Here is a 23,613-nt window from a genome sequence, read left to right as displayed (position 1 = left end):
GGACTGCAAGGCGACCGCCGTTGGAGAGACTATGGGCGCAGATTTTCGTGGAAAAAATGCTAAACATCAGATACTCATATCGGCATTACCGATGCATCCCCATGCCGGAGGTCCCCGATGATCCAGCTGCACGATGTCGACCTGAAACTGCTTCGGGTGTTTGCCACGATTGTCCGCTGCGGGGGCTTCTCGGCCGCACAGGCGGCGTTGAATGCCGGGCAGTCGACCATCAGCGAACAGATGACCCATTTGGAGACCCGGCTCGGGGTCAAGCTCTGCCAGCGCGGGCGCAGTGGCTTTCGCCTCACCGAACAAGGGGTGGCGATTCATGAAGCCACCCAGCGCCTGCTTTCGGCGGTGGAAAATTTCTGCATGGACGCTGACGTGCTCAAGCAGCACATCAGCGGCAAGCTGAACCTGGGGATCATCGACAGCACCATCACCGACCCCGATTCGCCGATCCCGCGCACCACCCAGCGCTTCGTCTCGCGGGGGCACGATGTGCACCTGAGCGTGTACGTCGGTGAACCTGCGGAACTGGAGGAACGGGTGCTCGACGGTCGCTTGCACCTGGCCATCGGACACTTCCCGATCCATGTGCCGGGACTGCAACAATCGCCGCTGTATCAAGAAGCCCTGGGGCTGTATTGCGGGCGCCGGCATCCGCTGTTCGGCAGCAAGGCCGAGGGCGATGAACTGCTCGAAGAGATCAGCACCAGCCGCATCGTGGTGCGCGGCTACATGCAGCAATACGACCTCGAACACCTGGGCGTCAGCAAGGCCGCGGCCACCGTGGACAACATCGAGGCGCTGGCGATCCTGATCATCTCCGGTGCCTATCTGGGCTTCCTGCCGGCGCACTTCGCCGCCCAGTGGATCAAGACCGGCGAAATGCACCAGCTTGCCCCGCAGAGCCTGCAACTGATGTCGCCGTTCGACGTGATTACCCGCCGCGGCACGGCGCCGCCACCGATTCTCCAGGCCTTTCTCGAAGACCTGGAGGCCTGCTCGCACAAAGCGCCGGCGGCGAAAAAGCCCTGACGACGACGTTCGGCAAATTCGACATACTCATTCAAGCGTTCATCCGCTTCACCACTTTTCAGGCCACCTATGCGCATCCACGTCACCTTCATCGACCGCGTCGGCATCACTCAGGAAGTCCTGGCATTGCTCGGTCGGCGCAGCTTCAATTTGGACGCGGTCGAGATGGTGCCGCCCAACGTCTACATCGACGCCCCGACCCTCGGCGCCGAGGTGCTGGAGGAGTTGCGCGAGGCGCTGCTGGAGGTCAAGGGCGTGCAGGCGGTGACCCTGGTCGACATCCTTCCGGGGCAACGCCGGCGCCTGCAACTGGATGCCTTGCTTGCCGCCAGTTCCGACCCCGTGCTGGCGGTGGATGATCGCGGCTACGTGCTGCTGGCCAACCCGGCGCTGATCGCCTTGTGCGGCCGCGAACCGGCGGATGAATCACTGAGCGCGCTGTTCGATGATTCCGACTTGCTGCCCGAGCTGATCGAGCATGGCTTTCGCCTGCCCATGCGCGAGGTCAGCCTCGCCGGGCACACACTGTTGCTCGATGCCATGCCCATCACCGAGGCCGGCGCCCTGCTCACCCTGTATCAACCGAACCGCATCGGCGAGCGCCTGTCGGCCCTGCACCATGACCACGCCGAAGGCTTCGACGCGCTGCTGGGCGAGTCGCCGCCGATCCGCGCGCTCAAGGCCCGGGCGCAACGTGTGGCGGCGCTCGATGCACCGCTGCTGATCCAGGGCGAGACCGGCACCGGTAAGGAACTGGTGGCCCGTGCCTGTCATGCCATCAGCGGCCGGCGTGACGCGCCGTTCCTGGCGCTCAACTGCGCGGCGCTACCGGAGAGCCTGGCCGAGAGCGAGCTGTTCGGCTACGCCACCGGCGCCTTCACCGGTGCACAACGCGGCGGCAAGCTGGGGCTGCTGGAACTGGCCGATCAGGGCACGGTGTTTCTCGATGAAGTGGGGGAAATGTCGCCCTACTTGCAAGCCAAGTTGCTGCGCTTTTTGAGCGATGGCTGTTTTCGCCGGGTGGGTGGTGATCGCGAAGTGAAGGTCAACGTGCGGATTCTCAGCGCCACCCACCGTGACCTGGAAAAGATGGTCAGCGAAGGGCATTTTCGCGAAGACCTGTTCTACCGTCTCAACGTCCTCAACCTGCAAGTGCCGCCGCTGCGCGAACGCGGCCATGACATCCTGCTGATGGCCCAGCACTTCATGCAGCACGCCTGCGCGCAGATCCAGCGCCCGGTGTGTCGCTTGGCGCCGAGCACCTTCCCCGCCCTGCTCGGCAACCGCTGGCCGGGCAATGTGCGGCAACTGCAAAACGTAATCTTCCGTGCGGCAGCGATTTGCGAAAATCCGCTGGTGGACATTGACGATCTCGACATCGCCCGGACCGCTGTGGAGCGCCGGAACGATGGCGAAGTCGGCAGCCTTGAAGACGCTGTCGGCGAGTTTGAAAAGAACCTGCTGGAGCAGCTTTACCGCAGTTATCCGTCCAGCCGTTTGCTGGCGGCGCGCTTGCAAACCTCCCATAGCGCCATTGCCATTCGGCTGCGCAAGTACGGGATTCCCGGCAAGCCCTGAGCTCAACTGCCAACACAAATTCCCTGTGGGAGCGAGCCTGCTCGCGATTACGGTGTGTCAGCCAAAATGATGTTGACTGACACTCCCTCATCGCGAGCAGGCTCGCTCCCACAGGGGTTTGTTTGTGGCTTCAGGAGCTGTGTGTAAATCGATACGGCGTATCGAATTCAAGACAAACCATCCCGAACACGTCTGGCTCGGGCCTTGGCCCTTCCTCCCCGTGTGCCTGTATTGATTTCAATACGACAGCTGGGCACCCACACATCGAAAATATCCATAAGCCATTGTTTTAAAACAAATAAATACAACTGGCATCACCCTTGCTATCACTCCTGCAACCAAGCTCGTCACCCCGAGCCTGCCCAAAGAACAATAAGGAGTAGATATGAGCGAATTGCGTTTTACCGTCGATCACGAATGGTTGCGTCTTGAGAGCGATGGCCTGGTTACCGTGGGCATTACCGCGTTTGCCCAGCAGGCGTTGGGGGATGTGGTGTTCGTTCAGCTCGCCGAACTGGGCACCTTCGATGCCGGCGTCGAAGTGTCGGTGGTGGAGTCGGTCAAGGCCGCCAGCAGCATTGGCATGCCGCTGGATGGCGAAGTGGTTGAAGTGAACCCGGAGCTCGATGGCAACCCGGAACTGGTCAACGAAGACCCGACGGGCGAAGGCTGGTTTTTTCGCATGCGTCCCCACGATGCCGGTGCCCTGCAGACCCTGCTCGACCAGGCCGCTTATGACCGTCTGATCCAGGATCAGACCGACGCTTGAGGACGCCCCATGCGCACTTTTCTCGATACCCGCAACGAATTCATCGCCCGCCACATCGGCCCTCGCGCCGGTGACGAGCAAGCCATGCTCAACAGCCTCGGTTTCGATTCCCTGGAAGCCCTCAGCGCCAGCGTCATTCCCGACAGCATCAAAGGCACCAGCGTGCTCGGCCTCGAAGACGGCCTGAGCGAAGCCGATGCCCTGGCGTTGATCAAATCCATCGCCGGCAAGAACCAGCTGTTCAAGACCTACATCGGCCAGGGCTACTACGGCACCCACACGCCGTCGCCGATCCTGCGCAACCTCCTGGAAAACCCGGCCTGGTACACCGCCTACACCCCGTACCAGCCGGAAATTTCCCAGGGTCGCCTGGAAGCGCTGCTGAACTTCCAGACCCTGATCAGCGACCTCACCGGCCTGCCGATCGCCAACGCTTCCCTGCTCGACGAAGCCACCGCCGCCGCCGAAGCCATGACCTTCTGCAAGCGCCTGAGCAAGAACAAGGGCAGCCACCAATTCTTCGCCTCCGTGCACTGCCACCCGCAGACCCTCGACGTGCTGCGCACCCGTGCCGAGCCGCTGGGCATCGAGGTGGTGGTCGGTGATGAGCGTGAACTGACGGACGTCAGCGCGTTCTTCGGCGCCGTGCTGCAATACCCGGCAAGCAACGGCGACGTCTTCGACTACCGCGAGCTGACCGAGCGTTTCCACGCCGCCAACGCGCTTGTTGCTGTGGCCGCCGACCTGCTGGCCCTGACCCTGCTGACCCCGCCGGGCGAGTTCGGCGCCGACGTGGCCATCGGCAGCGCACAGCGCTTCGGCGTGCCGCTGGGCTTCGGTGGCCCGCACGCCGCGTACTTCTCCACCAAGGATGCGTTCAAGCGCGACATGCCGGGCCGTCTGGTCGGTGTCTCGGTGGACCGTTTCGGCAAGCCGGCCCTGCGCCTGGCGATGCAGACCCGCGAGCAGCACATCCGCCGCGAGAAGGCCACTTCGAACATCTGCACCGCGCAAGTGCTGCTGGCCAACATCGCCAGCATGTACGCCGTGTACCACGGCCCGAAAGGCCTGACCCAGATCGCCAACCGCGTGCATCACCTGACCGCGATCCTGGCCAAGGGCTTGAGCAGCCTCGGCCTGCCGGTTGAACAAGCCAGCTTCTTCGACACCCTGACCGTGAACACCGGCGCGAACACCGCTGCCCTGCACGACAAGGCGCATGCCCAGCAGATCAACCTGCGCGTGGTGGATGCCGAGCGCCTGGGCCTGTCGCTGGACGAAACCAGCACCCAGGCCGACGTGGAAACCCTGTGGGCGCTGCTGGCCGATGGCAAAACCCTGCCGGATTTCGCCGCTCTCGCCGCTTCGGTGCAAGCCACGATCCCGGCCGCGCTGGTGCGCCAGTCGCCGATCCTCAGCCACCCGGTGTTCAACCGCTACCACTCGGAAACCGAGCTGATGCGCTACCTGCGCAAGCTCGCCGACAAGGACCTGGCGCTGGACCGCACCATGATCCCGCTGGGCTCGTGCACCATGAAACTCAACGCCGCCAGCGAAATGATCCCGGTGACCTGGGCCGAATTCGGCGCCCTGCACCCGTTCGCCCCGGCTGCGCAAAGCGCCGGCTACCAGCAGCTGACCGACGAGCTGGAAGCGATGCTCTGCGCCGCCACCGGCTACGACTCGATCTCGCTGCAACCGAACGCCGGTTCGCAGGGTGAGTACGCTGGCCTGCTGGCGATCCGTGCCTACCACCAGAGCCGTGGCGAAGACCGTCGCGACATCTGCCTGATCCCGTCCTCGGCCCACGGCACCAACCCGGCCACCGCCCAGATGGCCGGCATGCGCGTAGTCGTCACCGCCTGCGACGCCCGCGGCAACGTCGACATCGAAGACCTGCGCGCCAAGGCCATCGAGCACCGCGAACACCTCGCCGCGCTGATGATCACCTACCCGTCGACCCACGGCGTGTTCGAGGAAGGCATCCGCGAAATCTGCGGCATCATTCACGACAACGGCGGCCAGGTGTACATCGACGGCGCCAACATGAACGCCATGGTCGGCCTCTGCGCCCCGGGCAAGTTCGGCGGCGACGTGTCGCACCTGAACCTGCACAAGACCTTCTGCATCCCCCACGGCGGTGGCGGCCCGGGCGTCGGCCCGATTGGCGTCAAGTCGCACCTGGCGCCGTTCCTGCCAGGCCACGCGCAGATGGATCGCAAAGAAGGCGCGGTGTGCGCGGCGCCGTTTGGCAGCGCGAGCATCCTGCCGATCACCTGGATGTACATCCGCATGATGGGCGGCGCCGGTCTGAAACGCGCTTCGCAGCTGGCGATCCTCAACGCCAACTACATCTCCCGTCGCCTCGAAGAGCACTACCCAGTGCTGTACACCGGCAGCAACGGCCTGGTGGCGCACGAGTGCATCCTCGACCTGCGTCCGCTCAAAGACAGCAGCGGCATCAGCGTCGACGACGTGGCCAAGCGCCTGATCGACTTCGGCTTCCACGCCCCGACCATGTCGTTCCCGGTAGCCGGCACGCTGATGATCGAGCCGACCGAAAGCGAATCCAAGGAAGAACTGGACCGCTTCTGCGACGCCATGATCCGCATCCGCGAAGAAATCCGCGCGGTGGAAAACGGCACCCTGGACAAGGACGACAACCCGCTGAAAAACGCCCCGCATACCGCGGCGGAATTGGTCGGTGAATGGTCGCATCCGTATAGCCGGGAGCAGGCCGTTTACCCATTGGAGGCATTGATCGACGCCAAGTATTGGCCGCCCGTGGGCCGGGTCGACAACGTCTTGGGTGATCGCAACCTGATCTGCGCCTGCCCTTCAATCGCCGATTACGCCTGACCACACATCCCCTCCTGTAGGAGCGAGCCTGCTCGCGATGATCGTTAACGATAACGCGGGGAACCAGATGCCCCGCGGCGCTCTGGAGTCCATCGCGAGCAGGCTCGCTCCCACAGAAGAGCAATGCCCCCTATTCAAGAACAACCAGAGGAAAGCACCATGTTCAGCACCCTTTTTAGCAAGCAGGACCAGATCCAGGGCTACGACGACGAACTGCTGGCGGCGATGAACGCCGAGGACGCGCGCCAGGAGCATCACATCGAGTTGATCGCTTCGGAGAACTACACCAGCCAACGCGTCATGCAGGCCCAGGGCAGCGGCCTGACCAACAAGTACGCCGAGGGCTACCCGGGCAAGCGTTATTACGGCGGTTGCGAGCACGTCGATGTGGTGGAGCAACTGGCGATTGACCGCGCCAAACAGCTCTTCGGCGCCGACTACGCCAACGTCCAGCCGCACTCCGGCAGCCAGGCCAACGCTGCGGTGTATCTGGCGTTGCTTCAAGCCGGCGACACCGTGCTGGGCATGAGCCTGGCCCATGGCGGGCACCTGACCCACGGCGCCAAAGTGAGTTTTTCCGGCAAGCTCTACAACGCGGTGCAATACGGCATCGACACCGCAACCGGGCTGATCGACTACGACGAAGTGGAGCGCCTGGCGCTCGAGCACCAGCCGAAGATGATCATCGCCGGGTTCTCCGCCTATTCGAAGACCCTGGACTTTGCGCGCTTTCGCGAAATTGCCGACAAGGTCGGCGCGTATCTGTTCGTCGACATGGCCCACGTCGCCGGGCTGGTGGCGACCGGTCTGTACCCCAACCCGATTCCGTTTGCCGATGTGGTGACGACCACCACCCACAAGACCCTGCGCGGTCCCCGTGGCGGGCTGATCCTGGCCAAAGCCAACCCGGAGCTGGAGAAAAAACTCAACGCGGCGGTGTTCCCCGGTGGCCAGGGCGGCCCGCTGATGCACGTGATCGCGGCCAAGGCCGTGTGCTTCAAGGAAGCTCTGGAGCCGGCGTTCAAGGCGTATCAGGCTCAAGTGATCCGCAATGCCCAGGCCATGGCGCAGGTCTTTATCGAACGCGGCTACGACGTGGTTTCCGGTGGCACCGACAACCACCTGTTCCTGGTCAGCCTGATCCGCCAGGGCCTGACCGGCAAGGACGCCGATGCCGCCCTCGGCCGCGCTGGCATCACCGTGAACAAGAACGCCGTGCCCAACGATCCGCAATCGCCGTTCGTGACCTCCGGTCTGCGCATCGGCACCCCGGCCATTACCAGCCGTGGTTTCAAGGAAGCGCAGAGCATTGAACTGGCGGGCTGGATCTGCGACATCCTCGACCACTTGGGCGATGCCGATGTCGAGGCCCAGGTTGCGCGGCAGGCGGCGGCGATGTGCAGTGATTTCCCGGTGTACCGCGACTGATCTGCATTGCATTGCTCTTCTGTAGGAGCGAGCTTGCTCGCGATGGACGCCAGGACGCCAGGACGCCGCTGGGTATCAGGTTTCCCGCGTTATCGTTAACGTCCATCTCGAGCCTGCTCGCTCCTACAGATGGAGGTGTAGTGGTTTTCCAGCCATGATGAGCTGACTTGTCATGCATTCATGGAGACCCGGCACGATGCCACTTGCACCTCGCTCATTGCTCCTGCTCCTTTGCCTGCCTGTGCTGGCCAATGCTGAAGACCGCCCTGATCACATGGTCTACCTGCGCGCAATCGACCCCACCATCGAGCAGGACATCCGCTACGCCAGCGCCCATAACTTCACCGGGCACCCGCTCGACGGCTACACAGCGGCGGAGTGCCTGTTGTCGGTGGATGCGGCCAAGGCGCTTTCACGGGTGCAAGCGGCGCTGAAAGCGCACGGTTATGGCCTGAAGGTCTTCGACTGCTATCGACCCGCCCGGGCAGTGGCGGACATGGGGCGCTTCGCCACGGAACCGGGCGACCCTCGCAAAGCCGAGTTTTACCCGCAAGTGGCCAAGCAGGACTTCTGGCGCCTGGGCTACGTGGCGCGGGTATCCAATCATTCAAAAGGCAGCACCGTGGACCTGACCATGACCGGTCCCGGCGCCCTGCCCGCCGACCACTGGACGCCCTCGGCCAGTCCCGTCGACTGCACTGCCCCATACGCTGAGCGCTGGCACGATGGCGCTGTCGACATGGGCACCGGCTTCGATTGCTTCGACGATCGCGCCCATACCGACACAACCCTGATCAATGCCACGGCCATGGAGAACCGCCAACGACTCACCCGTGCCATGGAGCAGGAAGGCTTCACCGGCTATTCCGCCGAGTGGTGGCATTTCACCTATACGCGGGACCCTTCGTTGAAGACCGTGATGGACTTCCCCATTACTCCGCTTGCTCCCAAACCATGAACCGACTGTTCAAGGCCTGCGCCCTGCTGTTGTTGCCCGCCACCGCTATGGCTCGAGGACTCGACGACAGCCAACAACTGATCGTGGTCACCAGCAAGGAGTGGGACGCCACCGGGGCCGTCGCCCAGCGCTATGAACGCCACGGCGCCACCTTTGAAAAATTCGAAGCGCCCTTTACGGTGGTGCTCGGCAAAAACGGAATGGGTTGGGGCAAGGGACTCGAGCCCATGGATGAGATTGCAGGGCCACTGAAGCAGGAAGGCGATGGCCGGGCCCCAGCCGGAATGTTCAAACTGGCAACGGCGTTTGGCTACGCCCCGACCGCGCAAACCCGACTGCCCTACCTTGAGCTGACAACGGCCATCGAATGCGTGGATGACAGCCAGTCCGGGCGCTACAACCAACTGCTCGACGGCTCGACAGTCATCCGGGACTGGAACAGTTCCGAACGCATGCGACGCAATGATGACCTGTACCGCCAGGGCATTTTCATCGAGCACAACACGCCGGCATCGCCGAACGCCGGGTCGTGCATTTTCTTCCACATCTGGCGCGGCCCGACGACGCCGACCCGTGGGTGTACCGCCATGGCCCCGGAGGATATCCAGCGTCTGTTCAACTGGCTCGATCCACGCCTATCGCCGCGCCTGGTGCAACTGCCCGGGGCCGAATACGACCGTTTGCGTGAACGCTGGCACCTTCCCGAACGTTGACCGTGACCCTGCTCAGCGGTGAAGAAACTGTGGGAGCGAGCCTGCTCGCGATGGCGGTGGCACTGACAACATCTCTGTTGCCTGCCCCCCCGCTATCGCGAGCAGGCTCGCTCCCACAGGTTTTGTCATTCACATGAATAGTCAGTGGAGCCATTGGCCGGCGTTTGCCCGGGCGGAGCTTGCGCGCCGTTTCAACAAAGGGCGTCACGATCAGGCCGTAGAGCGTCAGATAACGCTCCTGATCCGCCTCACCGGTGCCGAAACGAATGGCCTCGGGCCTGGACTGTGTGACGTAGAGCGTGCCGAACATCCAGTCCCAGAGTGACAGATTGATCCCGAAGTTCTTGTCGTGATGCCGTGGCGCATCGCTGTGATGGATCTGGTGTTGCGCCGGGCTGTTGAGCACATGCTCGACCACCGGCCCGAACGACAGCCACACATGACTGTGGCGCAGGTTGGCCGCCAGGGCGTTGAGGATGAACACCATGTAGGTCACGCCGAACAGCGTATAGCGGCTGATCTCGCCGCCACAGGCGTACCAGAAAATCCCGGCGAAGGCGCCGAGAAACACGATGTCGACCAGGCGCTCGATCATCTTTTCCACGAAATGCACCCGGCTGGCGGTGACCGGCACCAGCACCGGCGCCGAATGATGAACCTTGTGGAAGGCCCACAGGTAACGCGAATGGTAGGCGCGATGGGCCCAGTAATGCAGGAAGTCCTGCAACAGGAACACGCCCATGCCATACAGCAGGGACAGCCCCAGGTGTTCCTCGACCTGAACCCGCGCGCCCCAGAGGTGGGTGAAAAAGCGCACGTAATCGCCGGAGCGCAGCACATAGGGATCCACCAGCCCCACGACCGGCACCACCAGCACGACCTTGAGGATCGCGCGCACGAAGTAGTAGCGGCAATCGAGCAGCGCCGATGGATGAAAATGCACCTGGCTGCCGCCAATGAACTGCCAGAACGTCGGCGCATCGGTCAGCCCGCGGGCTTTGCGATAGCGGAACAGGCCATAGGCAACGGCGTAAGAGGTGAAGAGAAAGGCCAGGCAGAGGCGGCCATTGAGATCGAACAGGCCCAGGAACTGCTCGCTGACAGGCGCGATCACCCACCTGAACAGGTATTGATAGAGCGGTGTGAGCACGTCCATCAAAGGCTGCCCCCGGAGATGATCTGCAAATCTGACAACTTGAGTACCGAAAACAGGACTACGGGATGACTGGATTACTGTAGGAGCGAGCTTGCTCGCGATGGTCTTCAGAACACCGCAGGGCATCCGGTTTCCCGCGTCATCGTTAACGACCATCGCGAGCAGGCTCGCTCCTACAGGGGAGTGGCGCCGATTGTAACAGCGAGTGTAGTGGTTATTGCGTATGTTTCTTGTTCACACCCCGTCCACACCGCCGAAATGCACGACCATCGGTCGGGAACAGGAATGGGAGTCGACTGCAGATACAGCGAAGTTGCTCAGGGCGCCTTGGCCGCCAGCATCGCCGCTTCGATTTCCTGGGCAACCAGGCTCTCGATGCGGTTCATGTTGCGATCGCGAATGCCCTGCTCGCGCAGCATGGTCACAGTGCGGAACAGGTATTGCGCCGCCGAGCCCCAATGCCCCGCCGCACGCGCCAGGACTTGGGCAACCTGGTCCATCGGCAACTTGCCGGCATAGGCCTTGCCGTCCCGCGTGGCGACAAAGGCCAGGGCGCGCAACGGCCCGGATTCGGTTTTCACCGTGATCCAGCGAGCGACATTGGTGGGTGGGTTGGCGTCGATTTCCCGGGCCAGCAGCAAAGCGATTTGCTTGAAATGGTCCTGCGCCGGCAGGCGGAAGGCCACGCCCTGGCAGCTGCCGCCCCGGTCGAGGGCCAGCATCAGCGCCGGCAATTCGCGGGTGCCGCGCCAGCGGGTGAGGGTCAGGCAGAACGAGCGGTGCCAACCATAGGCGGTGGCACTGCGACGCTCGTCGAACTCGAATTCCGGGTTCCAGATCAGCGAACCGTAAGCGAACACCCAGAGATCCCGTGGTGTGTACTGCCGCAGCAGGTCCGCGGCCATCGCCTCGAATTCGGCCGGAGTGTGTTCGAGGGTGCCGGGTTCGGGCCCGGGATCAGGCTCGAACCGTTCGACGTGCGCGACCAGTTCCGCCGTCAGGCTGCGTCTGCCGGATGCCCGGAATTTGCCCGCGTCCATATCCGCCTCTCAACATGGATCCCAAACAGTGGATCAACCCTGAAGACTAGCAGCGTGTGGCGAAGGGGCTGCCACAGGAACCGACCGTCAGTCGAGCGAACTGTCCATCCCGTACAAGTGCGGGCGGCGGTCCTGGTGCAGGTCATTGCGCTCGCTGATGCGCTTGTTGCGTGCCTCGGCAAGGTTCAGGGTGGCCAGCAGCATCTGCGCGCCGCCCTGCTCCGCCGGCCCGGCCAACGGGTAGCCGTCGGCATCGACGATCACCGAACCTTGCACCCAACTCACGCCACGCTCATGACCATGACGGTCACAGGCAGCGATGAACATCCGGTTCACCGAGGCGTTGGCCTGCACGCGCAGGACTTCCGCCGGGCGTTCGGTGAGCGGCCGTGGGCCGTCCGGCCAGTTGACCGGCGCACAGAGCAGGTTCGCCCCGGCCAGCGCCGGCAGGCGCACCCATTCGGGGAATTCCAGGTCGTAGCAAATCAGCATGCCGATACGCCCGTGGACCGTGTCGATGACGGGCGGTGCCTCATCGCCGGCGCTGAAGATTTCCTTCTCGGCATCCCACAGATGCGCCTTGCGGTACACCGCTCGCACACCCTGGGCATCGATCAGCGCCGCACTGTTGGCCAGTTCGTCGCCGTCCAGGCGTTCGCAGAAACCGCCCACCACGACAATGTTCAACTCCCGGGCCAAGGCCTGCCACAGTTGCAGGGTCGGACCTTCACGGGTTTCCGCCAGGGCCAGGGCTTCGTTGCGGTCTTCGAACACGTAACCGCTCTGCACCAGCTCCGGCAGCACAACGACCTGGGCGCCCTGCAAGGCGGCCGAGCGGATGGCACGCTCGGTCAGGGTGCGGTTGTAAGCGAGGTCGCCGATTTTCGGTGCCAGCTGGCAGCAGGCGACCAGCGTGTTTTTTGCAGTGTTCAACGCACCGTCTCCGCAGATGAATGGGCCATGGCGACGATGTCCTTTTCAGTGATGGTATCGATGACCCGGCGCTCGGCGTCCAGATCCAAAGTACGGCTGAGGAGGTAATAGGTCAGGCCTGACACCACCAGTCCCACCAGCCAGGCGATATCGACACCTTCAAGCAGGCGCGCCAGCGGCCCGACGAACACCTCTTTGCCGGCGGCGGCGTCGAAGATGTAGAAGAACGGCACCATCGCGGCAAAGCCGATCAGGTACGAGACGATGCCGCGAAATTGCCAGGCGCCGTAGATGCCCTTCGGCGTGAAGAAATGCGGGATCGCGTAGCGGCCTTTGCGTACGAAGAAGTAGTCCACCAGGTTGACCGCGGTCCATGGCACGAGGAAGTACAGCAGCAGGACGAGGAAGGTGTTCAACAGCGCGATGCCGTCACCTTTGATCGAAAGCACGCAGGTCAACAGGATGATGCTGATCGCGCTGATCGACAGGACCCGGGCGCGGGGTGTCGGGCTGATTTTCCGGATCGAGTCGACACCGGTCAGCAGGGTCAGCATGGCGCTGTAGGTGTTGAGCGCGATGATCGGCAGGAAACCGGCCACCGAGATGATCACCAGCAGGCTGCCCAGCCCCGGCATCATCGAAGAGCCGACCTGGTTCAGCGCCACCAGCGCGTCCGCCGCTTTCAGTTCCTGGGCCAGCCAGGCGCCAAGGCCGATCATCCAGCTGCCGGACAAAGACGCGCCGATGAACACCGCCGCGATCAGTTTCGGCCGGCTGGTGTTTTTCGGCAGGTAGCGCGAGTAGTCGGACACATAGGGCGCGTAGGAAATGTTGTAGCTGGCGCCGATGGCGAACAGCGTGGCAAAGGCAATCCAGTTGAAGCCCAGATCGGTCGCCGGGACGACGCCTTCAGTGCCCGCGCCGAACATCAGGGCGATGGTCACCAGCGCATACAACGGCAAAGTCGCCAGCAATGCCCATTTGAAGGCCTTGTGCATCAGGTCGTGGCCGTAGATCGACAGCAACGCGCCGATGGCCACCACCGCCACGGCAACGATGGTCGGGTTGATGCCGAACACATGCTCCAGCCCGTTCATGATCAGGGAGATGTTGACCACGTTGAAGCCGACGAACACAAACATGGTCGCCATCAATGCCAGGATCACCCCGCGATAGCCAAACTGGGCGCGGGACTGGATCATTTGCGGCAGGCCCATTTCCGGCCCCTGGGAGCCGTGGAACGCCATGAAAATGGTGCCGAACATGATGCCCAGCGCACCGGCCAGCATGGTCCACAGCGCCGACAAGCCCAGGCTCGGGCCAACAAAACCGATGGAGATGGTGAAGAAGTGGAAGTTGCCGAGAAACCAGAACGGCCCCTGGCTGCTGAGTTTGGCGTGTCGCTCGTTTTCGGGAATGTAATCGATGGAGTGGCCTTCGATGGCCAACCCGCTGCTGTCCTGGGCTGCGTGTGCAGAAAGTGGAGACCCTGACATACGATAGTTCCTATGCAGTTGATGTTGTTTTTGTTGTGGGTACAGCGGTCGTTTCGACGTCCGGATCAGGTAAAACTCCAGAAAAAGCTGACGATGCCCCCGGTTTCCCTGCAATGTATGGCGTTGATCAGGGCGATAAAATATCGCAGGCACACTGTTTACATAGATCCACGTCTATGTGATTGCACATCGGGAGCCCCCATGCTGGGAACTGTAACGGAGCTGGATCTGCGCTTGATCCGGGTCTTTCTCACCGTCGTCGAGGCGGGCGGGATATCGGCGGCGCAAACCGCCCTCAACACCACGCAACCGACCATCAGCGCGCAACTGGCGACGCTCGAGGCGCGGGTCGGTTTTCGCCTGTGCGAACGGGGCCGGGGCGGGTTTTCGGTGACGCCAAAAGGCGGCCAGTTCGTCGAGGCGGCCCGCCGACTGCTGGCGGCAGCCGAGGGTTTTCGTGTCGAGGTCCAGCACATCAATCGCAAGGTCTCGGGCAACATCAACGTCGGCCTGCTCGGGCAGATCGACCCGGTGGAGAACAAGAAAATCGGCCTGGCGATCGCGCGCCTCAGGGCCCGACACGAGGGTTTGTATTTCCACTTCACCGAGCTGTCGTCGTCGCTGCTGGAAGAGAAAATCATCAACGGCCATATCGACCTGGCCATCGGTTACTTCTGGCACCGCTTGCCCAACATCGACTACTTCCCGTTGTTCCAGGAAACCCAGATTGCCTACTGCGCGCCGTCACACCCGCTGTTCGGGCAAGTGGGGGCGCTGACCCGGGAAGACGTCAGCCACTATGACTGGGTCTGGCCGAGCCATCCTTTGCCGGAGATGCCGGCGCCTACATCCATCGAACGCCTGAGCGTGCTTACCGACAGCATGGACGGTGCGGCCCTGCTGATTCTGTCCGGCCAGCACCTGGGGTTTCTGCCGCAGCACTATGCGGCCCGGCATGAACAACTGGGGCAGTTGCATCCGCTCAATCCGCAGTTGTTACGTTATGAGGTGGGGTTTCACGCGGCGGTGCGGCATTCGGCGCGGCAGCGGGATCTGGTCAGCGCGTTTTTGAATGAGTTGATCGATATTTTCGGTTCGCCCTGACATTTATCCCCTGTAGGAGCGAGCCTGCTCGCGATTGCGGAGTGTCAGGCGACATCATCTTTGTCTGGTAAACCGCTATCGCGAGCAAGCTCGCTCCTACAGGGGCGGTGGGGATTTCAGAATCGGATGTTGGCGGCCGGGATCACATCGATCCGCGCGACCGAACTGCTCAGGTCCGCCCAATTGCTGTTGTGTTCGGCAATGATGTCTTCGGCCTTCACGTTGCCATTGTCGACGGTGGAATGCGCGTCGGCGGCCAGTACCACGTCGTAGCCCAGCTGATGCGCCTGGCGCAGGGTGGCGTTGACGCAGTAATCGGTTTGCAGGCCGCAGATGATCAGGCGCTCGAAATCTTCAACCGGCAGCAGTTGTTGCAGGTTGGTCTGGTAGAACGAATCGCCGGTGGTCTTGCGTACCCGATGATCCTTGGGCGAGGTTTGCAGCCCTTCGGCCAGTTGCCAGCCCGGGGCGCCATGCTTGAACAGTTCGCCCTCTTCTTCATGCTGGATGAGCACCACCGGCAGCCCGGCGCTGCGGGCCCTGGTACTCAAGCCATTGATGGTGTCGATGACCCGTTTGATCTCATGGCACTCGTACTCGCCCGAGCACAGGGCTTGTTGAACATCGATGATCAGCAATGCGGTGGTCATGATCCTTCCTTGAGAGTTGAGTGAATCAGGGGACGAACATATGCCCGTCCCCGTTCAAACACAACACTCAATAGCCCAGTGACAACCCGGTGCCGCGGCGTGGATCGTTGGCCCCGTAGAAGCGGTTCTTGCCCACCGGCTTGCCTTCCAGCGAAGGCGCGCCGACGAGGATCGCCGCCAGGTGGTTGGCATCCTGGGGACCCGCAAATTTATGGCCCCAGCTTTCGAGGATCTTCACCGTGTCGGGACTGGTGGTGAATCTCTCCAGGTTGGTTTCCTCCGGCAGCCATTGCTGGTGGAAACGTGGCGCATCGACCGCTTCCTGGATGTTCATGCCGTAGTCGATCACGTTGAGCATGGTCTGCAAGGTCGCGGTGATGATGCGACTGCCGCCGGGGGTGCCGACCACCATTACCACTTTGCCGTCCTTGGTCACGATGGTCGGGCTCATGGACGACAGCGGCGCCTTGCCGGGGGCGATGGCGTTGGCTTCGCCCTGCACCAGGCCGTACATGTTCGGCACACCGATCTTCGAGGTGAAGTCATCCATTTCGTCATTGAGAATGACGCCGGTCTTGCTGGCCATGACCCCGGCACCGAACCAGTCGTTGAGGGTGTAGGTCACCGACACCGCGTTGCCCCACTTGTCGACGATGGAGTAATGGGTGGTGTTGCTGCCTTCATGGGGCGCCACGCCGGGCTTGAGTTCCTTGGAGTTGCCGGCCTTTTGCGGCTGGATGGCTTCGCGCAGCTTGGTCGCATAGTTTTTGTCGAGCAGGTGGGCAATCGGGTTTTTCACGAAATCCGGGTCGCCCAGGTAGCTGTTGCGGTCGACATAGGCGTGACGCATCGCTTCGATCTGGTAGTGCATGCCCTGGGCCGAGTGATAGCCCAGATCCTTCATCGGGTAGCCTTCGAGGATGTTCATGATCTGGCAGATCACCACGCCGCCGGAGCTGGGTGGCGGTGCCGAGATCACGTGATAACCGCGGTAGTCGCATTCGATCGGCGCCAGTTCGCGGGTCTTGTACTTGTCGAGATCGGCCTGGGTGATGATGCCCTTGTTGGCCTGGCTGGAGGTGACGATGGCATCCGCCACCCAGCCTTTATAGAAGCCGTCGGCGCCCTTCTCGGAGACTTCCCGCAGAGTCTTGGCCAGGTCTTTCTGCACCAGCTTCTGCCCGACCTGCATCGGCTCGCCATTGCTCAGGAAAATCGATCCGGAATCCTTAATGTCCTTCTTGAACATGTCGGTGCCTTCATGCAGCAAATCGACATCACCCTGGTCCAGCTCGAAACCGTCTTCGGCGAGTTTGATGGCCGGGGCGATCACTTCCTTGCGCGGTTTGGTGCCGTACTTCGACAGCGCCAGCTCCATGCCCGAGACGGTGCCGGGCACACCGACAGCCAGGTGACCTCGGGTGCTCAATTCCGGAACGACATTGCCCTCCTTGTCGAGGTACATGTTGGCGGTGGCGGCCAGGGGCGCCTTTTCACGGAAATCGAGGAACGTCTTGCGCCCGTCCGCCAGCTGGATCGTCATGAAACCGCCGCCACCCAGGTTGCCTGCCGCGGGATAGACCACCGCCAGCGCATAACCCACCGCGACGGCGGCATCCACGGCGTTGCCACCACTTTTGAGCACATCCACACCCACATGGCTGGCCAGATGCTGGGCCGTGACCACCATGCCGTTCTCCCCCGCGACCGGGGCGACAGAAGCCGCATGTGCAGCAAGGCAGCTGAGCGCCAACGAGGTCGCAATCAGCGATTTGGCAAAAGGTTCGTACTTCATGAGTCGGTCTCTTTTTGTTTTAGGGCTCTGTCAAAACAGAGGGAACGCTTCAAGAGCAGTACGAAGTATGGTCAAGAATGCGTATTGCGCCTCCCCGACGAGGCAGTATCCTTAACACCTGTTCAACAATTCGGCGCGGCCCCGGCATGACTTATACCTGTACCACCCTCGCCTCCCCGGTCGGCGAGTTGAAGCTGGTGGCGAACGGCTCGCGACTCGCAGCCATCCTCTGGGAAAACGACAAGCCCGGTCGGGTGCGTCTCGGTCCGATGAGCGAAGCGCCGGACAATCCGATCCTGGTGCGCACGGCTCAACAGCTACGCGAATACTTCGCCGGAACCCGCAATCATTTCGAACTGGAACTGGATTTCGCCGGCACGGAATTTCAGAAAAAAGTCTGGGCGGCGCTGCTGACCATTCCCTACGGCGAGACCCGCAGCTACGGCCAGATCGCCGAACAGATCGGCAACCCCAGCGCAGTGCGGGCGGTGGGTGCGGCGAACGGCAGGAACCCGATCTCGATCATTGCGCCCTGTCATCGGGTGATCGGTGCTTCGGGGAAACTGACGGGGTTTGCCGGGGGGCTGGAGGCGAAGGAGTTGTTGCTGACGCTTGAGGGATGCGAATTGTCGGAGGCAGGCAGGACGGGCGATCTGTTTTCGGAATAATCGCTGGGGCAGTTTGCTCTCCCCCTTGTGGGAGCGAGCCTGCTCGCGATGGACGTCAACGGTAACGCGTGCGGCCTGAATGACCGCGTTGTCCGGATGTTTTTCGCGAGCAGGCTCGCTCCCACAGTGAGATGCAAACAGCACAAGTTGCACTTTGGCTCAGGCAAGTTGCGCCTTGTATTCCTTCAGGTACTGGTTCGCCAGCGTCTCTTTCTGTTTGTCGTCGAGCAGCTTGCCCGCCATCTGGAAGAACTTCTGCTCTTCTTCCTCGAGGTGGTGGTGGACTTTCTCCGAGAGTTTCTTCGCCGTCACCAGCCAGGCCGGGCTGGACATTTCGGTCTCGTCCAGCTCCTCCATCATTTCGTCCATTTCGTGATGTTCGGCGATCGCGTGGCGACTGAGGTCAACGCCGTTGTCGAACTCCATCAGCGGGATGTAGAAATGCCGTTCTTCGGCGATTGCATGGGCCTGCAATTCAGCCTTGAGCTGCTGGTAGGCGTCGACCCGTTCCGGGGTGTCGCCACTGGTCTTGATCAGCGCCTTGGCATAGGTACGTTGGCGTTCATGGCTTTCACGCAGGGCCTCGAAGATATTCACGGTGTGTCCTCATCGGTCGCACTCTGGAATGGCGCGTCACAACAAATGACCGCTGTGCGCTGACGAGGGTTCCACCCGCTTTTGCTGATGGAACATTGGCTGCCGGCGCGATAGGCTGCGCACTCACAGCAATAAGGATATCGCCATGACCCTGCGAATAGAGTTCTCGCCCACCCCCACGGAAGAAGAGCGCCAGGCCATCCTGATGCCGCTGCGCGCGTACAACGCGTCGAAGGCCGACGGTGCGATCCCCGAGCACGTCGCCTTGCTGGTGCGCGATGAAAACGACCAGATCCTCGGCGGGCTCTACGCCCGGTTGTTTTACCAATGGCTGTTCATCGACCTGCTTTCCGTGCCGGAACAGGCCCGGGGACAAGGCATGGGCACCCGGCTGATGCAGATGGCGGAGGACTTGGCGCGGGAGAGAAAATGCGTTGGATTGTGGCTCGACACCTTCGAATTCCAGGCGCCGGAGTTCTACAGGAAATGCGGGTATAGCGAGATCGGGCACATCGCCGATTACCCGCCGGGGCATAAACACTTTTTCTTCCAGAAGCGTTTGATTTACTGACGCCCTCTGTACCTGTAGGAGCGAGCCTGCTCGCGATTGCGGACTGTCATTCAACATTGATGTCGACTGATCCGCCGCCATCGCGAGCAAGCTCGCTCCCACAGGGGTATCGCTTCAAGCCAGCAGATCAGAGGCAAGTCGCCAACGCCGCCAGCCGGCGCTTGGCGACGAAATCGTCGTGCTGCGCGTAGTAGCTCAACACGGTGCCCGAGGCATCGGTGGTCACGTCCACAAAGGATTCCGCCGAGCGCGTGTACACCGTCGTGCCGCCCTTCTCGCGAGGCTCCAGGTAGCCGCTGGCGTCAACGCCAAACACCGCTTCGTCCTGCCAGGAAAACTGCACGCACTGGGCGACCACTTTTTCCGGCTTGTCCGAGTTGAGGGTCTTGTACGGAGGTTTGCTGCGGGCGTCGCTCATCACCGAGCCTGCGCACCCGGCCAGCATTGTCACGGCCAGCGCCACCATCAGAATTCGCATTGCATTCGCTCATCAGAAAAAAAGCGGACTGTATCACTGTGGCAGCCGATATCGTTCTGCTTTACTGCATGGATCTACCGAAGGAGCAGCCATGGCAGTACCCGAAGAACACCATGAACTGGCGTTGAAGCGCTTTCTCGATGAGCGTCCCGAGTTGCGCGCCGAGCTCGACAACCTCAACCCCTTGCTCGCCCAGGCCAAGGGCGAAACCCTCGCGCAGTTTCGTGACGAGCGCTTGCACGAAGCCTTCGAAGCCGAAGCCGAACGCCTTGGCCTGTTTGCCTGGGAACTGACCCTGCAACTGACTGCCGAATCCCCCGAGGACTACGAAGCCCAGCGCCGGGAAGTGCACCGGGAAGTGGCGCAAATGGCCCGGATGGATTGGCTGGAGTATTGCGAGTTATATGGCTTGAACCCATAACGTCACCCCAGGGATGCTTCCATCGATGCTGCCTTCTTCCTCCAGTAGCCACGCCAGTTCAGGTCATTTGCACACGCAAAAATGGCGTGGGCGCATTGGCTTGAGCCTGGTGGCAATGCTCTCGGTGCTGGCCGGCATGACCGATGCCATCGGTTTCATGGCCAGCGGTGATTTTGTGTCGTTCATGAGCGGCAACACCACGCGGATGGCCGTCGCGATCAGTGTCGGTGACCTGACGCTGACCGTGCGCCTGGTGATCCTCGTGACCGCGTTTATCCTCGGTAACGCGCTGGGAGTTATCGTCAGTCGACTCGGTGGACGCCGGGCGCTGCCCTTGCTGCTCAGTATCGCTGCCCTGCTGTGCACCGCGGCGACCTGGCCCTTCGAGTCGCAGCTTCCGGCCCTGCTGGCGGCAATCATTGCCATGGGCATGCTCAATGCGGCCGTGGAAGAGGTCAATGGCCTACCGGTGGGCCTGACCTACGTCACTGGCGCCCTGTCGCGCTTCGGCCGTGGCCTGGGACGCTGGTTACTCGGCGAAAGACGCAACGGCTGGCGCGTGCAACTGATTCCCTGGGCCGGCATGTTTGTCGGGGCGGTACTCGGCGCCGTACTGGAGCATCACCTGGGGCTCAAGGCGCTGTACGCCAGTGGTGCACTCGCTGCCGCATTGGGGCTGTTGTCGCTGAAGATCCCGCGACGCTGGCAGCTGGGTTACATGCCCCGCTAAGCGGCGCCTGTCAGTCCGCCTTCGCGAGCAATTCAAATCGTCGCACCGCCGCTCCCACATTTGACCAATTTCTGCAGATGGAATGTGGATAAATGAGGGGGCGGGCTTGCTCGCGAAGGGAGCGATTGGGTTAACGCATAAACCCACTTAGCCGCCCCGCCGATAAAGCTTTATCATGGCCGCAGTTTCGCTGATCGAGTCCGTCATGAAGTTCGCCATCGCCGTGTTTTCCGCCGCCCATGCGCCCTCCTCGCGCCGCGCCTTGCTGTTCGCCCAGGCCGCGCTTGCCGGCGGGCATGAGATTGTCCGGCTGTTTTTCTATCAGGATGGCGTCTACAACGCGTCCAACAGCGTGGTCACGCCCCAGGATGAGCTGGACCTGCCCAGGCAGTGGCGTACCTTCGTCGACGATCACCAGCTGGATGGCGTGGTCTGCATCGCCGCCGCCCTGCGCCGTGGTGTGTTGAACGAGGAAGAAGCCCGGCGTTATCAGCGTGAAGCCGTGGCCGTCGACAAGCCATGGGAACTGTCCGGCCTCGGTCAGTTGCATGACGCGGTGCAGGACGCCGACCGCCTGATCTGTTTCGGAGGCGTTTGAAATGTCCAAATCCCTGTTGATTATCAGCCGTCAGGCGCCGTGGTCCGGCACCTCTGCACGGGAAGCGCTGGACATCGTGCTGGCCGGCGGCGCCTTCGATCTGCCGATCGGCCTGCTGTTTCTAGATGACGGCGTGTTCCAGCTCGCACCCCGCCAGAACGCCAGGGCCCTGCAACAGAAAGACCTCAGCGCCAATTTGCAGGCCTTGCCGATGTTCGGCGTCGAAGAACTCTTTGCCTGCGCCGACAGCGTGGCGCAGCGTGGCCTGGACCCGAGCGGGTTGTCGCTGGAAGAAGCCCGGGTACTGTCTGGCGCTGAAATCACCGCACTCATTGACCGTTACGACCAGGTGATCACCCTCTGATGTCGACTTTGCATGTGTTGTCTCATTCCCCATTCGGCGACGATCGCCTGGGCAGCTGCCTGCGGCTGATCGGCGCTTCCGACGCGTTGCTGCTGACCGGCGACGCGGCCTACGCCCTGCAGCCGGGTACCGAGCCTTTCAAGACACTCGAGACCCGCGGCCTGAAACTCTACATCCTGGCCGAAGACGCCGAAGCCCGGGCCATTGCGGTTCCGGCCTGGGCCGAAGCCATCGATTACCCGGCCTTCGTCGAGCTGTCGATCCACCACGACAAGGTCAACAGCTGGCTATGAACGTATTGACGGTCGGCGCCCGCGCCATCGAATTGGACAAGGACGGTTTCCTGGTTGAATTGAGCGACTGGTCCGCGGACGTCGCCAGCGCCCTGGCCGCCGCCGAAGACATCGAGCTGACCCCGGCACACTGGGAAGTGCTCGAACTGCTGCGCAGTTTCTACGCCGAATTCCAGCTATCACCGGCCACGCGCCCGCTGATCAAGTACACCGCCTTGAAGCTCGGCCCGGACAAGGGCAATAGCCTGCACCTGAACCAACTGTTCAAAGGCACCCCCGCCAAACTCGCCGCAAAACTGGCGGGCCTGCCCAAACCGACGAATTGTCTATGACCGACTACCCAGCACTGACCCTCGAAACGCCCGCCGAACATCCTTTCGCCCAGTTCGTACGGATCCTCGGCAAAGGCAAGCGCGGCGCCCGCGACCTGACCCGTGAAGAAGCCCGCGCCGCCATGGGCATGGTGCTCGATGAACAGGTCGAGGAAACCCAACTGGGCGCGTTCCTGATGCTGTTGCGTCATAAAGAAGAAAGCGCCGAGGAAATGGCCGGGTTCACCGAGGCCCTGCGTGAGCGCTTGCAGACACCGGCATTGCATGTCGATCTGGACTGGCCGACCTATGCCGGCAAGAAACGTCATCTGCCGTGGTATCTGCTGGCGGCCAAGTGCCTGGCGCAGAACGGCGTGCGAATCTTCATGCATGGCGGCGGCGCACACACGGCGGGCCGGCTGTACAGCGAGCAATTGCTCGAGACGCTGCACATCCCGCTGTGCCGCAACTGGCAGCAAGTGGGCACGGCACTGGATAACGGGGGCCTGGCCTTCATGCCACTGGTGGACTGGGCGCCGCAACTGCAACGCATGATCGACTTGCGCAACACCCTGGGCCTGCGCTCGCCGATCCATTCCCTGGCACGCATCCTCAATCCATTGGGTGCCCGCTGCGGCCTGCAGAGCATTTTCCACCCCGGTTATCAGGCGGTGCATCGCGAGGCCAGCGGCCTGCTCGGCGACACGGCCATCGTGATCAAGGGCGATGGTGGCGAGATCGAAATCAACCCGGACGCCGACAGCCATCTGTACGGCACCACCGGCGGCGAAAGCTGGGATGAAGAATGGCCGCAACTGTCGAGCCAGCGCCACGTCAAGCCCGCTTCGCTGGAGATCGAACACCTGAAAGCCGTTTGGCGCGGCGATGTCATCGACAGCTATCCGCAAATGGCGCTGATTTCGACCATGGCCCTGGCCTTGCGCGGCCTTGGCCAGCCCCGCGAGCAGGCCTTTGAAACCGCCCAGCAATACTGGGACGCTCGAGACAAATCGATTTAATCGATAATGACTCTTTAGTATTTGCGCTTTTTTATCGAACCTA

25 protein-coding genes are annotated in these 23,613 nt (G+C 62.2%); 17 read left to right on the top strand and 8 right to left on the bottom strand.

Annotation, left to right across the window (positions count from 1 at the left end):
- Positions 1–117: 117 nt before the first annotated feature.
- From ABTV29_RS10800 to ABTV29_RS10770, 7 genes are all read left to right on the top strand, one after another.
- Entirely contained in the window at positions 118–1,041 is a 924-nt protein-coding gene (locus tag ABTV29_RS10800) for a LysR family transcriptional regulator (RefSeq protein ID WP_433770049.1), read from the top strand.
- Positions 1,042–1,110: 69 nt separating this feature from the next.
- Positions 1,111–2,619, top strand: a complete 1,509-nt coding sequence (locus ABTV29_RS10795; RefSeq protein WP_433770048.1) for a sigma-54-dependent transcriptional regulator — start codon at positions 1,111–1,113, stop codon at positions 2,617–2,619.
- A gap of 385 nt (positions 2,620–3,004) precedes the next feature.
- Positions 3,005–3,388: a glycine cleavage system protein GcvH gene (gcvH, locus tag ABTV29_RS10790; protein ID WP_433770047.1), complete on the top strand. Its 384-nt coding sequence runs from the start codon at positions 3,005–3,007 to the stop codon at positions 3,386–3,388.
- A gap of 9 nt (positions 3,389–3,397) precedes the next feature.
- A complete protein-coding gene (gene gcvP, locus ABTV29_RS10785) occupies positions 3,398–6,247 on the top strand; it encodes an aminomethyl-transferring glycine dehydrogenase (protein WP_433770046.1) in 2,850 nt (949 codons plus the stop codon).
- Between the two features lie 159 nt (positions 6,248–6,406).
- The gene (glyA, locus tag ABTV29_RS10780) at positions 6,407–7,675 is read left to right on the top strand and encodes a serine hydroxymethyltransferase (RefSeq protein ID WP_433770045.1); all 1,269 of its coding nucleotides are present in this window, start codon (positions 6,407–6,409) and stop codon (positions 7,673–7,675) included.
- Positions 7,676–7,871: 196 nt separating this feature from the next.
- Positions 7,872–8,633 carry a M15 family metallopeptidase gene (locus tag ABTV29_RS10775; protein WP_433770044.1) on the top strand — a complete coding sequence of 254 codons (762 nt, stop codon included), beginning with the start codon at positions 7,872–7,874 and terminating at the stop codon, positions 8,631–8,633.
- Complete coding sequence (locus ABTV29_RS10770; RefSeq protein WP_433770043.1) at positions 8,630–9,346, top strand: L,D-transpeptidase family protein; 717 nt, start codon at positions 8,630–8,632, stop codon at positions 9,344–9,346. The genes ABTV29_RS10775 and ABTV29_RS10770 overlap by 4 nt, the downstream gene beginning before the upstream one ends.
- On the opposite strand, the gene ABTV29_RS10765 is transcribed toward ABTV29_RS10770, so the two are convergent.
- The 4 genes from ABTV29_RS10765 to ABTV29_RS10750 all read right to left on the bottom strand — a co-directional run bounded on the left by ABTV29_RS10765 (position 9,249) and on the right by ABTV29_RS10750 (position 13,971).
- Entirely contained in the window at positions 9,249–10,502 is a 1,254-nt protein-coding gene (locus ABTV29_RS10765) for a sterol desaturase family protein (RefSeq protein WP_433770042.1), read from the bottom strand. The two genes, ABTV29_RS10770 and ABTV29_RS10765, sit on opposite strands and share 98 nt — an antisense overlap.
- 317 nt (positions 10,503–10,819) lie before the next feature.
- Complete coding sequence (locus tag ABTV29_RS10760; protein ID WP_433770041.1) at positions 10,820–11,542, bottom strand: gamma-glutamylcyclotransferase; 723 nt, start codon at positions 11,540–11,542, stop codon at positions 10,820–10,822.
- Between the two features lie 87 nt (positions 11,543–11,629).
- The gene (locus ABTV29_RS10755) at positions 11,630–12,475 is read right to left on the bottom strand and encodes a nitrilase family protein (RefSeq protein WP_433770040.1); all 846 of its coding nucleotides are present in this window, start codon (positions 12,473–12,475) and stop codon (positions 11,630–11,632) included.
- Positions 12,472–13,971, bottom strand: coding sequence for a purine-cytosine permease family protein (locus tag ABTV29_RS10750; protein WP_433770039.1), 1,500 nt, complete (start codon positions 13,969–13,971; stop codon positions 12,472–12,474). Before ABTV29_RS10750 ends, ABTV29_RS10755 begins: the two co-directional genes overlap by 4 nt.
- Positions 13,972–14,172: 201 nt before the next feature.
- Here ABTV29_RS10750 and ABTV29_RS10745 point away from each other — a divergent pair, with 201 nt between their 5' ends.
- Positions 14,173–15,075, top strand: a complete 903-nt coding sequence (locus tag ABTV29_RS10745; RefSeq protein WP_433770038.1) for a LysR family transcriptional regulator — start codon at positions 14,173–14,175, stop codon at positions 15,073–15,075.
- Positions 15,076–15,191: 116 nt separating this feature from the next.
- Here ABTV29_RS10745 and ABTV29_RS10740 read toward each other — a convergent pair whose 3' ends face one another.
- Positions 15,192–15,725 carry a cysteine hydrolase family protein gene (locus ABTV29_RS10740; protein ID WP_433770037.1) on the bottom strand — a complete coding sequence of 178 codons (534 nt, stop codon included), beginning with the start codon at positions 15,723–15,725 and terminating at the stop codon, positions 15,192–15,194.
- A 67-nt stretch (positions 15,726–15,792) separates the two neighbouring features.
- Positions 15,793–17,520, bottom strand: coding sequence for a gamma-glutamyltransferase (gene ggt, locus ABTV29_RS10735; RefSeq protein WP_433770036.1), 1,728 nt, complete (start codon positions 17,518–17,520; stop codon positions 15,793–15,795).
- Positions 17,521–17,666: 146 nt separating this feature from the next.
- On the opposite strand from ggt, the gene ABTV29_RS10730 reads away from it, so the two are divergent.
- Entirely contained in the window at positions 17,667–18,188 is a 522-nt protein-coding gene (locus ABTV29_RS10730) for a methylated-DNA--[protein]-cysteine S-methyltransferase (protein WP_433770035.1), read from the top strand.
- Positions 18,189–18,347: 159 nt separating this feature from the next.
- On the opposite strand, the gene ABTV29_RS10725 is transcribed toward ABTV29_RS10730, so the two are convergent.
- Positions 18,348–18,785 carry a hemerythrin domain-containing protein gene (locus ABTV29_RS10725; protein ID WP_433770034.1) on the bottom strand — a complete coding sequence of 146 codons (438 nt, stop codon included), beginning with the start codon at positions 18,783–18,785 and terminating at the stop codon, positions 18,348–18,350.
- 145 nt (positions 18,786–18,930) lie between these two features.
- On the opposite strand from ABTV29_RS10725, the gene ABTV29_RS10720 reads away from it, so the two are divergent.
- Entirely contained in the window at positions 18,931–19,356 is a 426-nt protein-coding gene (locus ABTV29_RS10720; protein WP_433770033.1) for a GNAT family N-acetyltransferase, read from the top strand.
- A 127-nt stretch (positions 19,357–19,483) separates the two neighbouring features.
- On the opposite strand, the gene ABTV29_RS10715 is transcribed toward ABTV29_RS10720, so the two are convergent.
- Positions 19,484–19,834, bottom strand: coding sequence for a hypothetical protein (locus tag ABTV29_RS10715; RefSeq protein ID WP_433770032.1), 351 nt, complete (start codon positions 19,832–19,834; stop codon positions 19,484–19,486).
- 91 nt (positions 19,835–19,925) lie between these two features.
- Here ABTV29_RS10715 and ABTV29_RS10710 point away from each other — a divergent pair, with 91 nt between their 5' ends.
- The 7 genes from ABTV29_RS10710 (at position 19,926) to ABTV29_RS10680 (ending at position 23,570) form a co-directional block, all read left to right on the top strand.
- The gene (locus ABTV29_RS10710) at positions 19,926–20,255 is read left to right on the top strand and encodes a DUF6388 family protein (protein ID WP_433770031.1); all 330 of its coding nucleotides are present in this window, start codon (positions 19,926–19,928) and stop codon (positions 20,253–20,255) included.
- Positions 20,256–20,280: 25 nt separating this feature from the next.
- On the top strand, positions 20,281–20,985 hold the full coding sequence (locus tag ABTV29_RS10705; RefSeq protein WP_433770030.1) for a YoaK family protein: 705 nt from the start codon (positions 20,281–20,283) through the stop codon (positions 20,983–20,985).
- Between the two features lie 205 nt (positions 20,986–21,190).
- On the top strand, positions 21,191–21,583 hold the full coding sequence (tusD, locus tag ABTV29_RS10700; protein ID WP_433771825.1) for a sulfurtransferase complex subunit TusD: 393 nt from the start codon (positions 21,191–21,193) through the stop codon (positions 21,581–21,583).
- Position 21,584: 1 nt separating this feature from the next.
- Positions 21,585–21,947 carry a sulfurtransferase complex subunit TusC gene (gene tusC / locus ABTV29_RS10695; protein WP_433770029.1) on the top strand — a complete coding sequence of 121 codons (363 nt, stop codon included), beginning with the start codon at positions 21,585–21,587 and terminating at the stop codon, positions 21,945–21,947.
- Positions 21,947–22,240, top strand: coding sequence for a sulfurtransferase complex subunit TusB (gene tusB / locus ABTV29_RS10690; RefSeq protein ID WP_433770028.1), 294 nt, complete (start codon positions 21,947–21,949; stop codon positions 22,238–22,240). Before tusC ends, tusB begins: the two co-directional genes overlap by 1 nt.
- Entirely contained in the window at positions 22,237–22,572 is a 336-nt protein-coding gene (locus ABTV29_RS10685; protein ID WP_433770027.1) for a TusE/DsrC/DsvC family sulfur relay protein, read from the top strand. Before tusB ends, ABTV29_RS10685 begins: the two co-directional genes overlap by 4 nt.
- Positions 22,569–23,570: a glycosyl transferase family protein gene (locus tag ABTV29_RS10680; RefSeq protein ID WP_433770026.1), complete on the top strand. Its 1,002-nt coding sequence runs from the start codon at positions 22,569–22,571 to the stop codon at positions 23,568–23,570. The genes ABTV29_RS10685 and ABTV29_RS10680 overlap by 4 nt, the downstream gene beginning before the upstream one ends.
- The last annotated feature ends 43 nt before the right edge of the window (positions 23,571–23,613 follow it).

Source organism: Pseudomonas putida (genome assembly GCF_050989985.1).
Classification (GTDB): Bacteria; Pseudomonadota; Gammaproteobacteria; order Pseudomonadales; family Pseudomonadaceae; genus Aquipseudomonas; species Aquipseudomonas putida_AI.
Note: the sequence above shows the minus strand (reverse complement) of the source record. Positions and strands in the feature narration are given on the sequence as shown.

Coding starts and splice junctions, on each gene's coding strand:
- tusB (WP_433770028.1), top strand. CDS start 21,947: ATGTCGACTTTGCATGTGTTGTCTCATTCCCCATTCGGCGACGATCGC.
- ABTV29_RS10720 (WP_433770033.1), top strand. CDS start 18,931: ATGACCCTGCGAATAGAGTTCTCGCCCACCCCCACGGAAGAAGAGCGC.
- ABTV29_RS10680 (WP_433770026.1), top strand. CDS start 22,569: ATGACCGACTACCCAGCACTGACCCTCGAAACGCCCGCCGAACATCCT.
- ABTV29_RS10750 (WP_433770039.1), bottom strand. CDS start 13,971: ATGTCAGGGTCTCCACTTTCTGCACACGCAGCCCAGGACAGCAGCGGG.
- glyA (WP_433770045.1), top strand. CDS start 6,407: ATGTTCAGCACCCTTTTTAGCAAGCAGGACCAGATCCAGGGCTACGAC.
- tusD (WP_433771825.1), top strand. CDS start 21,191: ATGAAGTTCGCCATCGCCGTGTTTTCCGCCGCCCATGCGCCCTCCTCG.
- tusC (WP_433770029.1), top strand. CDS start 21,585: ATGTCCAAATCCCTGTTGATTATCAGCCGTCAGGCGCCGTGGTCCGGC.
- ABTV29_RS10715 (WP_433770032.1), bottom strand. CDS start 19,834: ATGCGAATTCTGATGGTGGCGCTGGCCGTGACAATGCTGGCCGGGTGC.
- ABTV29_RS10770 (WP_433770043.1), top strand. CDS start 8,630: ATGAACCGACTGTTCAAGGCCTGCGCCCTGCTGTTGTTGCCCGCCACC.
- ABTV29_RS10765 (WP_433770042.1), bottom strand. CDS start 10,502: ATGGACGTGCTCACACCGCTCTATCAATACCTGTTCAGGTGGGTGATC.
- ABTV29_RS10775 (WP_433770044.1), top strand. CDS start 7,872: ATGCCACTTGCACCTCGCTCATTGCTCCTGCTCCTTTGCCTGCCTGTG.
- gcvH (WP_433770047.1), top strand. CDS start 3,005: ATGAGCGAATTGCGTTTTACCGTCGATCACGAATGGTTGCGTCTTGAG.
- ABTV29_RS10710 (WP_433770031.1), top strand. CDS start 19,926: ATGGCAGTACCCGAAGAACACCATGAACTGGCGTTGAAGCGCTTTCTC.
- ABTV29_RS10705 (WP_433770030.1), top strand. CDS start 20,281: ATGCTGCCTTCTTCCTCCAGTAGCCACGCCAGTTCAGGTCATTTGCAC.
- ABTV29_RS10685 (WP_433770027.1), top strand. CDS start 22,237: ATGAACGTATTGACGGTCGGCGCCCGCGCCATCGAATTGGACAAGGAC.
- ABTV29_RS10795 (WP_433770048.1), top strand. CDS start 1,111: ATGCGCATCCACGTCACCTTCATCGACCGCGTCGGCATCACTCAGGAA.
- ggt (WP_433770036.1), bottom strand. CDS start 17,520: ATGAAGTACGAACCTTTTGCCAAATCGCTGATTGCGACCTCGTTGGCG.
- ABTV29_RS10800 (WP_433770049.1), top strand. CDS start 118: ATGATCCAGCTGCACGATGTCGACCTGAAACTGCTTCGGGTGTTTGCC.
- gcvP (WP_433770046.1), top strand. CDS start 3,398: ATGCGCACTTTTCTCGATACCCGCAACGAATTCATCGCCCGCCACATC.
- ABTV29_RS10730 (WP_433770035.1), top strand. CDS start 17,667: ATGACTTATACCTGTACCACCCTCGCCTCCCCGGTCGGCGAGTTGAAG.
- ABTV29_RS10740 (WP_433770037.1), bottom strand. CDS start 15,725: ATGACCACCGCATTGCTGATCATCGATGTTCAACAAGCCCTGTGCTCG.
- ABTV29_RS10760 (WP_433770041.1), bottom strand. CDS start 11,542: ATGGACGCGGGCAAATTCCGGGCATCCGGCAGACGCAGCCTGACGGCG.
- ABTV29_RS10745 (WP_433770038.1), top strand. CDS start 14,173: ATGCTGGGAACTGTAACGGAGCTGGATCTGCGCTTGATCCGGGTCTTT.